General features: G+C 59.8%; 11 protein-coding genes. 3 read left to right on the plus strand and 8 right to left on the minus strand.

Annotated features, from left to right (window positions below):
* Both glyA and ACR0MO_RS21390 read left to right on the plus strand, forming a co-directional pair.
* Positions 1–1,237, plus strand: a 1,237-nt coding sequence (gene glyA, locus ACR0MO_RS21385) for a serine hydroxymethyltransferase (protein ID WP_480893253.1), incomplete at its 5' end; no start/stop codon positions are given.
* Between the two features lie 18 nt (positions 1,238–1,255).
* Positions 1,256–2,233 (plus strand): HpcH/HpaI aldolase/citrate lyase family protein, encoded by a 978-nt coding sequence (locus tag ACR0MO_RS21390; protein WP_480893255.1) that lies wholly within the window; start codon positions 1,256–1,258, stop codon positions 2,231–2,233.
* A gap of 65 nt (positions 2,234–2,298) precedes the next feature.
* Here the strand turns inward: ACR0MO_RS21390 and ACR0MO_RS21395 are convergent, their stop codons facing one another.
* The 8 genes from ACR0MO_RS21395 to ACR0MO_RS21430 all read right to left on the minus strand — a co-directional run bounded on the left by ACR0MO_RS21395 (position 2,299) and on the right by ACR0MO_RS21430 (position 9,656).
* Complete coding sequence (locus tag ACR0MO_RS21395) at positions 2,299–2,700, minus strand: hypothetical protein (protein WP_170456794.1); 402 nt, start codon at positions 2,698–2,700, stop codon at positions 2,299–2,301.
* Positions 2,701–2,711: 11 nt separating this feature from the next.
* Positions 2,712–3,413, minus strand: a complete 702-nt coding sequence (locus ACR0MO_RS21400; protein ID WP_480586792.1) for a hypothetical protein — start codon at positions 3,411–3,413, stop codon at positions 2,712–2,714.
* Positions 3,383–4,954 (minus strand): caspase family protein, encoded by a 1,572-nt coding sequence (locus tag ACR0MO_RS21405; RefSeq protein WP_480893257.1) that lies wholly within the window; start codon positions 4,952–4,954, stop codon positions 3,383–3,385. Before ACR0MO_RS21405 ends, ACR0MO_RS21400 begins: the two co-directional genes overlap by 31 nt.
* A gap of 139 nt (positions 4,955–5,093) precedes the next feature.
* On the minus strand, positions 5,094–6,263 hold the full coding sequence (locus ACR0MO_RS21410) for an iron-containing alcohol dehydrogenase (protein ID WP_480782040.1): 1,170 nt from the start codon (positions 6,261–6,263) through the stop codon (positions 5,094–5,096).
* Between the two features lie 166 nt (positions 6,264–6,429).
* Positions 6,430–6,687 (minus strand): DUF6525 family protein, encoded by a 258-nt coding sequence (locus tag ACR0MO_RS21415; RefSeq protein WP_170456802.1) that lies wholly within the window; start codon positions 6,685–6,687, stop codon positions 6,430–6,432.
* A 2-nt stretch (positions 6,688–6,689) separates the two neighbouring features.
* Positions 6,690–7,322 carry a DUF1826 domain-containing protein gene (locus tag ACR0MO_RS21420; RefSeq protein ID WP_480782041.1) on the minus strand — a complete coding sequence of 211 codons (633 nt, stop codon included), beginning with the start codon at positions 7,320–7,322 and terminating at the stop codon, positions 6,690–6,692.
* Positions 7,319–8,533, minus strand: a complete 1,215-nt coding sequence (locus ACR0MO_RS21425) for a GTP-binding protein (protein ID WP_480782042.1) — start codon at positions 8,531–8,533, stop codon at positions 7,319–7,321. The genes ACR0MO_RS21420 and ACR0MO_RS21425 overlap by 4 nt, the downstream gene beginning before the upstream one ends.
* Positions 8,534–8,537: 4 nt before the next feature.
* Positions 8,538–9,656 (minus strand): CobW family GTP-binding protein, encoded by a 1,119-nt coding sequence (locus ACR0MO_RS21430; RefSeq protein ID WP_480893259.1) that lies wholly within the window; start codon positions 9,654–9,656, stop codon positions 8,538–8,540.
* 438 nt (positions 9,657–10,094) lie between these two features.
* Here ACR0MO_RS21430 and ACR0MO_RS21435 point away from each other — a divergent pair.
* Positions 10,095–12,286: M10 family metallopeptidase C-terminal domain-containing protein (locus tag ACR0MO_RS21435; RefSeq protein ID WP_480893261.1), on the plus strand; the 2,192-nt coding region annotated here is incomplete at its 3' end.

Genomic DNA, 12,286 nt, shown 5'->3' on the forward strand with positions numbered 1-12,286 from the left:
GGAACTTTTCGGCTCGATCACATCCGAGCTGGGCCGCCAGCGCGATGAGATCGAGCTGATCGCGTCCGAGAACATCGTCTCTGCCGCCGTGATGGAGGCGCAGGGCTCGGTCATGACCAACAAATACGCCGAAGGCTATCCCGGTCGGCGCTACTATGGCGGCTGCCAGTTCGTCGATATTGCCGAGAATCTGGCCATCGACCGCGCCAAGGAACTGTTTGGCTGCGGCTTTGCCAATGTGCAGCCGAACTCTGGCTCTCAGGCCAACCAGGGTGTATTTCAGGCGTTGATCCAGCCCGGCGACACCATTCTGGGCATGAGCCTGGACGCAGGCGGACACCTGACCCATGGCGCGCGCCCGAACCAGTCGGGCAAGTGGTTCAACGCGGTGCAATATGGCGTCCGCAAAGAAGACAACATGCTGGACTATGGTCAGGTCGAGGCGCTGGCGAAGGAACACCAGCCCAAGCTGATCATCGCCGGAGGCTCGGCCATCCCGCGTCAGATCGACTTTGCCCGCATGCGTCAGATCGCCGACATGGTCGGCGCGTATCTGCACGTGGACATGGCGCATTTCGCCGGTCTGGTGGCGGCGGGCGAACACCCCTCTCCTTTCCCGCATGCGCATGTGGCGACCACAACGACTCACAAAACCCTGCGTGGTCCGCGTGGGGGTATGATCCTGACCAATGATGAAGATATCGCTAAGAAAGTGAACTCGGCGATCTTCCCCGGCATTCAGGGCGGCCCGCTGATGCATGTGATCGCGGCCAAGGCCGTGGCCTTTGGCGAGGCGCTGCGCCCTGAGTTCAAATCCTACATCCAGCAGGTCGTGACCAATGCGCAGGCGCTGTCGGACCAGCTGATCAAGGGTGGTCTGGACACGGTGACCCACGGCACCGACACCCATGTGGTTCTGGTCGACCTGCGCCCCAAGGGCGTCAAGGGCAACGCCACCGAAAAGGCTCTGGGCCGGGCGCATATCACCTGCAACAAGAACGGCGTGCCGTTTGACCCCGAAAAGCCGACCATCACGTCGGGCATCCGTCTGGGCAGCCCTGCGGGCACCACGCGCGGCTTCGGCGAGGTCGAATTCCGCCAGATCGCGGATTGGATCATCGAAGTGGTCGACGGTCTGGCCGCCAATGGCGAAGACGGCAACAGCGCCGTTGAGGCCAAGGTCAAAGCCGAGGTCGCAGACCTCTGCGCCAAGTTCCCCATCTATCCGAACCTGTAAGACGAAGGACCCAAACTCATGAGCTTTCATAACATCAACCAAGCCCCCGCCCGGCTGAACCGCAGCGAACTGGCCGTGCCGGGCAGCCAGCCCGGCATGTTCGAAAAGGCCGCACAGTCGGACGTGGACGTCATCTTTCTTGATCTCGAAGATGCCGTAGCACCTGACGAAAAGGAACAGGCGCGCAAGAACATTATCGAGGCACTGAACGATATCGATTGGGGCAACAAGACCATGTCGGTACGGATCAACGGGCTGGACACCCATTACATGTACCGCGATGTGGTCGATGTGGTGGAACAGGCCGGAGAACGGCTGGACCTGATCATGATCCCCAAGGTCGGAACCGCGGCGGACGTTTATGCCGTCGATATGCTGGTGACCCAGATCGAGGACGCCAAGGGTTATAAAAAGCGGATCGGGTTCGAGCACATTATCGAAACCGCTCTGGGGATGCAGAATGTCAGCGAGATCGCGGCAGCCTCGAAACGCAATGAAAGCCTGCATTTTGGGGTTGCGGACTATGCGGCATCGACCCGCGCGCGCACGACGATCATTGGCGGCGTGAACCCGGATTACTCGGTCCTGACTGATGCTGATGCCGATGGGGGCCGGACGACGCATTGGGGCGATATGTGGCATTATGCTTTGGCGCGTATGGTTGTCGCTGCGCGGGCCAACGGACTGCGCCCCATCGACGGACCTTTCGGGGATTTTCAGGATCCCGACGGATATCGCGCAGCAGCCAAACGCGCGGCGGTTCTGGGTTGTGAAGGCAAATGGGCCATTCATCCCAGCCAGATTGCCCTGGCAAACGAGGTCATGTCGCCCTCGGACGCCGAGGTGACCAAGGCGCAACGCATTCTTGTCGCTATGGCCGAGGCCGAGGCACAGGGCAAAGGCGCGGTGTCACTGGATGGAAGGCTGATCGACTATGCCTCGATCCGTCAGGCGGAGGTGCTGGTGGAAAAGGCCGGGCAGATCGCAGCCGCCTAAATGACTGCTTGGGTCAGGTACTGGCGACCAGAATTGCGGTCGCCACACCAGCCAGCACCATCCCGTTACCCCGACAGTTTCGCCAAATCACTGCTCAGGGCGCGGGCTTCGGCGATGCTGCGTTGTAGGGCGGCGAGTTTGGCGTCGGGCGTCGCACCGCCCGGAGTGGTGTTCAGAACCCGATCAATGCGCGCTGCCGTGGCTGGATCAGCACCGCCAAGCGCGTCTCGCTGTTGCAGGATCCTCAGCTTCAACTGCGCCAATTCGGATTCCGATGCCCGGATTTGCGCGGACAATGCGTCATTCCGGGCTTGGGCCTCGGCAACTTCGCCCTCGGCGGCGGTGATCCGGTCGTCATAAGCCCCCGTCGCGATCCCCGAGACGCCCGAGAAGAACCCACCTTCGGCAGGGTCGGTGGTTGTCTGGCAAGCGGCCAGAAGCACACAAGGTAAGGCGAGGCGGAGCATAATCACACCCCTCATAGTGACGAGGCCAGATCGCCCGCGATGCCGCGCATCTGGGTTATCTGATTGGACAAAGCCGCCAGATCGCCATCGATGGGCGAAGCAGTCTGTCCGCGGGATATGGTCAGGTTACGCGCCTCGTTGAACTCGGCCTGTCGTTTGGTGGCCCCGTCGATGGCCAGTTCCATCTGTGTCAGGTTGCCGTTCGCCTCGGCCAGTTCGCGCTGCAAGTCGGCCTGATCCACGGTTCCCGAGGCGACCTGCGCGTTCAACGCATCCAACTCGGCCTTTTGCGCCGCCAGAACCTGATTCATGACATTGATCGTCGTCTGCATTTCGGACGCGTTGCGGTCGAGGTCCTTTTTGATCTGCCGCAGCCGCGACTCGCGCCCGGCATAGTTGCGCTGAACAAAGGCCACATAGGTGCCCGCAAGGGCGCCAGCACCCAACCCGATGGAAAATCCGGTGCCGATATCGTCGCTGCCACCGATGCCAAAGCCGATGGCCCCGCCGGTCACGCCCCCTGCAATGGCCCCTTGCAGGATGGTCTTTTGCATCGCCGCCGCCTGTTTCGCCAGATCAGCCTCGGCCTGTGTCGCGCCGCCAGTGCCCGCAGGCGGAGCAGCGGTTTGACTGGTGTCGCTACAGGCCGAAAGGGCCATCGAGACGGCAAGCACAGCTGCGCTTATTCGGGGGGTATGAGATCGGCCAGCCATTGGTAACTCCCTTTTTTGCTGTCCTCGGCCTGCGCAACATGGCGCAGGAACAGGGCGGCGTCATCTGTCAGCTGGGCGCTTGCAAGGCCCAGCGAGTTTGATCCCGATGCTGCGCTGATGATCGAGGTATCAACGTCGGGTGGAAAAAAGACGACAGACCGTCTGAGGACTTCGTCATAGTAGCTGCGGCTTTGGTCCAGCCGTCGCAGGATGATGCCTCGGGATCGGTAGATGTCATACACGTCATTGCGCGCCTGCTGCAGCACCGGCAGCGCGTCGGGGTTCGAGCGGGCAATCTCTTCGATCTGTCCCAGCGCATCTTCGGCAATGGCCAGCGTGCGTTCAACACTGCGCAGGGCAACAAGGTCGGTGCGAAGACGTTGCAATGTGGTCGCGGCCAGAAACACCGACACTTGTGCGGCATCCTCATACAGTCGCTCGGCCGAGGCGGTCTCTTGCGCGGGCAGGCGTCGGCGATAGCTGTCCAGCGCCGGACCCAGATCGCGCGTTTGCCCGTGGCTAAGGTGTCCAAGCGCCACCAGCGCGGTTGCCAGTTTTTCCGGGTTGGCTTCGGACAGCGACGCGCCCAGAACGGCCAATGACCCGGATGATCCGGTTGTCAGGGCGGCAATCCGGTCCCGTGCGAAGGCTGCGAACAGACCGTCGGGGTAGTCCTGCAAATAGTCTTCAAACACGCGGGCATCCGAACTAGACGAGATACTGCGCCACTGCGCCAGATCCGCCGCCGTTGTATCCTGCGGTGCGTCCAGGGGCAGGCCGGGGGCAAAGCTGTGTTCGTCCAGCACGGATTCTTCGACCCAGGGGATCTGACGCCCCTCGGTTTCAAGCACGACCTGCTGCCGCACCCGTCCCAACATCAGCCGCACGTCCAGATCGGGCGTTGCGATATGGTCCAGAAGGCCGGTGGTAAAGACGCTGTTGTCGCCCAGCCCGTCATAGGCCACGTTGCCGGGATCGGTGGCATAGGCAATCAGCAGGCCCGCGCCGCCGCGCATTCGAACCAGCCCTTGTGCGACCATACCACTGTCAGAAAACGGGTTATTGCGGCAGGCATCCAGCAGCAGAATGCCAACATCCGGCCCCGCTTTGGACATCACGTCGCGCACCCTGTCCAGCGTCAGGGAACTGCGTCTGAGTGCGGCCACATCACTGCCTGCAAAATCGGTGCCAATCAAATGGTTCTCGCCGCCAATCTGAACGCCGTGGCCTGCGTAAAAGAACACGGCCATCTCGGCCCCTTTGGCGGCGGTGCCGAATTGATCCAGTGCCTGTTCCATCCCGGCGACGTTTTGGTCGGTCGCCCGGATCACACTGAAACCCAGCTCGGTCAGGGCCGACCCCAGCGCGGCGACGTCATTCACCGGGTTGCGCAGCGTCATGTCCGGCGAGGCATAATTCGAATTGCCGATCAGAAGCGCCACGCGGGTCGAGGCATGACCCTGCGCGGCCACGAAGACTAAACCAAGCAGGGCAATGGTCAGAACGCGGCTGAGTGCAAAGAACGGGCGGGCTACGGGCATGCCGCCACGTTAGCGCATGGCGCTTTCAAATAACAATCGGTGCAACGGCACAGTCCAAGGACCAATGGCCAAATTACCATAGCTCCGCGTTCTACCCGCGCGGTATCAAACGACATGACCGGTCAGGTAACCTCGTGTCCTAAGCCGCCGCCGAGGCCACCGGCAAGCGCATCATCAAGGCCGCCATTTCGTCAAGGTCGTGATCCGAGACGGGGCAGGCAGAGTTCTGCGACATGGAGTGATTTGCGGGGATCTTCATGGCTGCAGCAAGGTCAGCATCCGTCAGACCCGCGCAGACGGAAGGCAGTTCTGCGGCGATGCCACAGGCGCGCATCAGGCCTATGTAAACGTCGGGCAGTGCCTCTGCCGTAGCCGGTCCTCCAAGGGCTTGGGCTGCCAGGGCGTAGTTCTCGGCCCCGTCCGATCGGGCGACAAGCCAGGGCAGGCTGACCTCCAGCGCAAGACCGGTTGCATGTCCGTGGTGGACCCGTGCCAAAGATCCGAGTGCATGGCTGATATTGTGCCCCATATGCGTGTTGCAATTGTGCAGGGCCAAACCGGCGACGGTGCTGCCCCAAAGAACGCGTCCGCGCGCCTCAAGATCAGACCCGTCTGCCACCACGCGGGGCAGGGCGTCCGACAGAATGCGCAACGCTTCCAGACCATAGAGCAGACCGGCAGGGCTGGTTGAACGTGCCGTTGCCCCTTCAAGCGCGTGCGCGACCGCGTCGATGCCGGTCCACGCCGTGATGTGCGGCGGCAGGCTCAGCGTCAGTTCGGGGTCCAGCACGGCCTGTGCGAACATCAGCTCTTCGCCGAAATACCAGTTCTTCAACCCCTCGGGCGTGGACACGATCGATGTGCGCGTGACCTCGGACCCGGTTCCGGCCGTTGTCGGGATCGCGATTGCGGGCAGACCGTCCTGCGGCAACGGTTGCGCTGCCAGCGCAAAGTCGCGCGCCGGTTTTTGGCTGTTGGCTATGGCCGCAACAAGTTTGGCCGTGTCCATGGCTGCCCCACCGCCCAGACCAATGACGCTTGTGGCCCCGGTTTCCCGCGCCTTGGCCGACAGGTCATCGACCAGAGTTTCCTTGGGCTCACCCGCGACATTTGCGGCAAGAACAAAAGGCAAATTATGTGCAGCCAGATCCTGCGTCAGCCGGTCCGTAACACCAAGGTCGGCCAGAATGGTGTCCGCGATGATCAGCACCGGGCCGCCGCCCAAATTCGCCACGATATCCGGAACCTTCGACAAACGTCCGGCCCCAAAAGTCAGCGGAGGCACCCGGCCAATGTTAAACGTTTGCATTGCAACCTCGTTCTATAAGTGACGCCTTTTGCAAGCATCTTTGACGAGCAGTCATTCACGGCGCAAGCGCCGAATTTGTCCGCAAGAACGAGAACCGCCAAGCCGGTGGGTGTGTGGCGCGAAACTCACAGTTTTATTGCCTGTCGGGAAGCCTGTGGGCGCGTGGCTAGCAGGCTGCGCCCTGCAACCCGTCTTTCGACAATTGCTGGTCCTGCAGGCGATCCAGTTCCTGCAAGGCAACCTGTGGATCGCCGGTGCGGGACAAGGCGCGGTCATAGGCGCGGCGAACGGACCGGGGCCGCCAGGGCAGCGCCGCGTTTGCCAGCCACATACGCAAAGGCGGGGGCAGCCGGTCGAACTCGCGCATGGGATCTTCCCGCCGCCGCCGTTTTTTCAGTTTCGTCTGGCCAAGATTGCCCGCCATTCTTATGCGTCTTCGGTATCGAAAATCGGATCCAGCACCAGAACCAATCGGGTTTCCCCAGACCCTTCGATGGGTGGGGACCGGTGCAACAATCCCGAAGCCGGTGTCTCGGGCCAGCGCGAGCCGCGCATCACCATGGGGCACCCCGTTGCCAAGGTGAACAGTTTTTGCGGCTCTGCCCCATTGGACGAGATGCCATATTGCGTGCCGGTTCCCCGATAGGTGCAAATGAGTCGCGCGAGGATCGCGTCAATGTGGAACTTGCGGCAGGCGTTTGTGGTGACGACGCCAAGGCGCACGCGCAGATAGGGCGCGCGCATGATCCCGGCAAACCGGGCCGAGAGGTCGGCGATGTCTTCGACCAGCCATGTGCGTTCGGGACCTTCCTCAGTACCTGCGATGTCACACAGATGCTGAACGGCCTCTTTTACTGCACCGGGGCGCAGCACCATGCGTGCGGCAGGCAATTGGTCGGGATGCAGACTTTCGATCCAGTCCTGAAAGCCCAGCGGCGGTTGCCTGCGCCAGATCGCTGCCGCACAGCCGGGTTTTCGGATCACGGACAGGTCTTCGGGCCTGTCCGCAACACCAACGCCGATTGCGGCATTCCTGATCTCGGTATGTGCCAAAGTCACGCCGCTTCCCCTTCGCGTCGCCAGCCCGGGAAGGGGTCAGGCAAGTCCAGTGGCAGGGCCTCGGGACCCGAGGCCAGATGTTCGGGGACCAGACAGTCGTCCAACCGCACTTTCAATACCGGCCAGTCAATACCCGAGCCGATGAACACAATCTCTTGCCGCCGATCACCCCAGGGTTCGGACCAATGGGCCTGCATATATTCGCGCGCGCTTTCATGATCCGGCCACCGCTCTTTCGGGACCGAAGCCCACCACGTGCCCAAAGGTTTGACGGAAGACAGCGCGCCCGCCATGGAAAACTCGGCCACCCAGTTCGGACGCGTGGCCAGCCAGAAATGCCCTTTTGCGCGGATCACACCCGGCAGGTCCCCATTCAGCACTTTCAGGATCTTTTCGGGCTCAAAGGGCTGACGCGCGCGGTACACGAAACTGGTAACGCCGTATTCCTCGGTCTCAGGCACGTGGTCCGCAAACCCATAAAGTTCCTTGGCCCACATCGGATGCTCATGCGCCCTCTCGAAATCGAACAGACCTGTATCCAGAATGGCCTCGGCGGCCACGTCGGAGTGATTGGTCTCGAAGATGCGCGCGTCGGCGTTCAGGCTGCGGATGATCTTGCGCGCAGCATCGGTTCGGTCCGGCCCGGCATCGACCACCTTGTTCAGAATGACCACATCGGCAAATTCGATCTGTTCCACCAGCAGGTTGACCAGCGTGCGGTCGTCTTCCTCGCCCATGGTCTCACCCCGGTCGCGCAGGAAATCGTGGCTGGAGAAGTCCTGCAGCAGGTTCACCGCATCCACCACCGTCACCATCGTATCCAGCCGCGAGACATCGGACAGGCTTTCGCCCAGCTCATCCCTAAAATCAAAGGTCGCTGCGACCGGAAGCGGTTCAGAAATACCGGTGGATTCGATGAGCAGGTAGTCAAAGCGGCCGTCTTCGGCCAGTCGGCGCACCTCTTGCAGCAGATCATCGCGCAGGGTGCAGCAGATGCAGCCGTTTGACATCTCGACCAATGTTTCATCGGTGCGGCTGAGTTCCGTGTCCGCGCGCACAAGGTCCGCGTCGATGTTCACTTCGGACATGTCATTGACGATCACCGCGACACGACGGCCTTCGCGGTTGTTCAGGACACGGTTGAGCAATGTGGTTTTGCCCGCGCCGAGAAAACCGGACAGGACGGTGACGGGAAGTCGGGTATCGGTCATTGCGTTAAAACTCCGTGGGGTTCTGGGTGTCTGTAGGATGTGGTTTGCGCAGCAAATCGAGACTGCGCTGAATCTCGGGCCGGTTCAGGTTGCGTCCGATCAACACGATGCGAGTGCGGCGGTCTTCCCCGGTCCAGTTTTTTATCGGGACAGGCGGATCAAAGATGTGTTGGACCCCGTGGAACGCAAATGGCGTCTCGATCCCGTCCAGAAACAGGATGCCCTTAACACGCAGGATGTCCTTGCCTTTGTGGGCGATCAGAGTGTCGAACCACTTGTCAAAAAGGTCGTCATCCAAGGCCTCGTCCAGAACAATCGAAATGGACGTTATGTCGGTGTCATGACGGCGAAACTCGGTCGTCGATACGGGGCTGGCCGCCGAGCCCGGCAGCAGCCCGGACAGGTTGCCAAGAGGATCCGCATCTTCTTTGGGTGTCGTCCAGGCCAATGCGTCCTGTTGGCCTGCGGTGTCGCGCATGCTTGTCAGGTTCCACATCCCGTTCGCGCTGAAATCGCGATCCGAAACGCGCATGATGCTGGCGGTCGGGTTCAGGTCGCGGAGCCGCTTGGTCACGGCCTTTGATTCAGTGTCAGAGACAAGATCCGTCTTGCTGAGCACGATCAGATCGGCCAGCGCAACTTGCGAGACGGCCTCGAATTGCGCATCCAGCGTCCCGGGGCCGTTGACGGCGTCCGCAACGGTGACGATGCCATCCATCCGTGTATTCCGCGCCAGATATGGATCGACCAAAAGCGTTTGCAGGATCGGTCCGGGGTCGGCCAGGCCCGTGGTTTCAATCACGATCCGGTCAAAGTGCAGCATGCCTTCGTCACGCCGGGCAAGCAGCTTGACGAACGTGTCCGACAGATCCCCGCGGATCGAGCAGCACAGGCAGCCGGATGACATCAGCATCACGTCGCCGTCCACCGATTCAATCAGATCGTGATCCAGCCCCGCCTCGCCGAACTCGTTCACGATCACCGCAATGGGTCCCGAACTGGACTCCGCAAGAATTCGGTTAAGCAGTGTCGTCTTACCCGCCCCTAAGAACCCGGTGAGCAATGTCACCGGGACGCGCAGATCATTGGTCGGGTTTGGCGTGGTCTTTGAGGCGTGAGTCATGAACATGGGCGTGCGACATATGTAATAACATTACAAAAATATGGGAAATCAAATCGAGTGTCCAGATGGCGCAGGGCGATGGGGTCAAAGTGCCTTGATCATGCGCCTTTGACGTAGGAAGATGCCGCAGAGAGAATGGGTGTGAATTGAAGTTCAGGTGGGTCAGGCCGCCTCTTCAAAACTGAATTAATGGCGTATGTAAGATATAAGTATTTGTTATGGTTTAGGTAATCTCCGCATGCAGATTAGGTGCGCGGGTTTTGTCGACCGCCCGCTCTCTGTTGTTGAGAAGAGGCCACAGTCAGTAGTGTCAGGGTGACACGTACTAGACATCCTTTAACCAAAAGATCAGTTTCTCGCTTAAGGCGAGAGCCTCGCCACAATAATGACAACTTGGACATGAATCTTCTTGTCCAAAGAATTTTTTAAGGCCGTGCAATGGTAAAGTTTATTCCAAGACCTTCCTCTTCATCTCCATTGAGCTCGATCCAAGGTGCTGTCGCCTACGGCGACGGTGATCCGAATACGACGACAACGATTACTTACAGTTTTCATCAATATGCAGGCTCCAGCCCTTGGACGAATGCTTACAAAGACGATTTCGAAAAGGCCCTGGCTGTCTTTGAAGCCGTAGCCAACGTCGAGTTCAAAGAAGTATTGATTTGGCAGGATCCTGATATCTACGAGGTTCTTGCGCCGAATTCCAACCCGTACTTTTTCGATTCCCCGTATACGCTCGGGTATCACTATACGCCCTCAAATAACCCCTCCGAAGGTGCCTTCAGCACGGATTACTGGGATGCAGGCCCGGGTGGGAACGGTGATGCCGGAGGCTACTTTTTCACGACTCTGCTGCACGAGCTGGGCCACGCACTTGGCTTGGCTCACCCGCACGATACAGGGTTGGGTACAACAGTCATGCGCGGCGTCACGGGACCGTTCGATTCCTTCGGAGCTTCGGGTTTGAACCAGGGTGTCTACACCGTCATGAGTTACAATGACGGTTGGACCTCCAAGAACGGAATTCTGCCGGTGGACGCCAAATGGGGTGGCGCTACGGGATTGGGTGCGCTGGATATTGCTGCGCTGCAAAACATGTACGGCGCGAACAATTCGTACAACTCGGGAAGCAATACATACGATCTGGCCACCAGCAACGCCAGCGGCGTCGGGTATCAGGCCATTTGGGACACAGGCGGATCCGATACAATCCGTTATTCTGGCAGTGGGATCACAGTTATCGATTTGCGACCCGCCACCCTTGATTATTCGTCTACGGGCGGCGGCGGCGTGTCTCATGTTGGGGGCGTAAAAGGCGGGTTCACGATTGCGGCCGGTGTTGTTATCGAAAACGCATCGGGTGGGTCTGGGAAGGACACCATTTTTGGCAATGCCGCCGTAAACACTCTGAATGGTAACGGCGGCAACGACACCTTTTTTTCAGCCTCCAACGGATCGAACAACAACACGATCAACGGCGGTGGCGGCAGCGATACAATCTACCTCGCCAATGGATCCGGCGCAGACACTGTAAACGGTGGATCCGGTAACGACGTCGCCATTGTCAGAAACAATACAGGTTCGTTCTCGGGTGGAACTGGCACTGATACGGTCAGATTCGTAAGCGCCATCAGCAAGTATCTGTTCATCAACAATGGCAGTACCTACGAGTTTCTGGACGTTATCACCGGCAGAACCTTTACAGTGTCCAGCGACGTGGAGCGTTTCGAGTTTTCGAATGGAAATCTGGGCTACAACCTTACTCAGTTGACGAACGCAACTCAGATCTCGGACGTCGAAACGACTGGAACCGCGCTTCAACACGCCGCGCAAGGTATCTACCTGATCGGTGGTCCGGGTTCGAATGTCGCAGTTACTTTCAATGGTCAGGTTATGGGGGAGAATTCCCTCGTTGGCTGGACGGCCATTCAAGTTGAAGACGATGGCCAAGGATACCTTATTCTTTGGCGCAATGACGATGGCCGTTACGCGGAGTGGACGCTTGACGATCAGGGCGCGCGTTTGAGCGGTCGCCCGATTGCGAATGTTGTCGATGTCGAGGTGTTCTACGGCGTTGATCTGAACAATGATGGCACAATTGGTCATGTCACGACGACCGTTGAAGATGACGGCGCGACAACGCTGGCGTCGTCGACGCGTGGGGTTTACCTGATCGACGGCAGCACGGAAGTGACGTGGAGAGGGGACCAGATCGGCCCTGACAGCCTGCCCGGCTGGAGCGCGATTCAGGTTGAAAGCAACGGTCCGGGTTACCTGCTCCTGCTGCAGCATGAAGATGGCCGCTATGCGGAATGGACGCTTGACGATCAAGGCGTGCGTGTGAGCGGCCAGCCGATCACCAACGTCATTGATGTCGAGGTGTTCTATGGTGCTGATCTGAACAATGATGGCACGATTGGTCATTTCACGACGACCGTTGAAAATGACGGCGCGACAACGCTGGCCTCGTCGACGCGTGGGGTTTACCTGATCGACGGCAGCACGGAAGTGACATGGAGAGGGGACCAGATCGGCCCTGACAGCCTGCCCGGCTGGAGCGCGATTCAGGTTGAAAGCAACGGTCCGGGTTACCTGCTCCTGCTGCAGCATGAAGATGGCCGCTATGCGGA

This window comes from Ruegeria sp. K5, assembly GCF_056531805.1.

What these genes read in the sequence shown, in the direction of transcription:
- ACR0MO_RS21390 (WP_480893255.1), top strand. Translation starts at nt 1,256, where the DNA reads ATGAGCTTTCATAACATCAACCAAGCCCCCGCCCGGCTGAACCGCAGC.
- ACR0MO_RS21395 (WP_170456794.1), bottom strand. Translation starts at nt 2,700, where the DNA reads ATGCTCCGCCTCGCCTTACCTTGTGTGCTTCTGGCCGCTTGCCAGACA.
- ACR0MO_RS21400 (WP_480586792.1), bottom strand. Translation starts at nt 3,413, where the DNA reads ATGGCTGGCCGATCTCATACCCCCCGAATAAGCGCAGCTGTGCTTGCC.
- ACR0MO_RS21405 (WP_480893257.1), bottom strand. Translation starts at nt 4,954, where the DNA reads ATGCCCGTAGCCCGCCCGTTCTTTGCACTCAGCCGCGTTCTGACCATT.
- ACR0MO_RS21410 (WP_480782040.1), bottom strand. Translation starts at nt 6,263, where the DNA reads ATGCAAACGTTTAACATTGGCCGGGTGCCTCCGCTGACTTTTGGGGCC.
- ACR0MO_RS21415 (WP_170456802.1), bottom strand. Translation starts at nt 6,687, where the DNA reads ATGGCGGGCAATCTTGGCCAGACGAAACTGAAAAAACGGCGGCGGCGG.
- ACR0MO_RS21425 (WP_480782042.1), bottom strand. Translation starts at nt 8,533, where the DNA reads ATGACCGATACCCGACTTCCCGTCACCGTCCTGTCCGGTTTTCTCGGC.
- ACR0MO_RS21430 (WP_480893259.1), bottom strand. Translation starts at nt 9,656, where the DNA reads ATGACTCACGCCTCAAAGACCACGCCAAACCCGACCAATGATCTGCGC.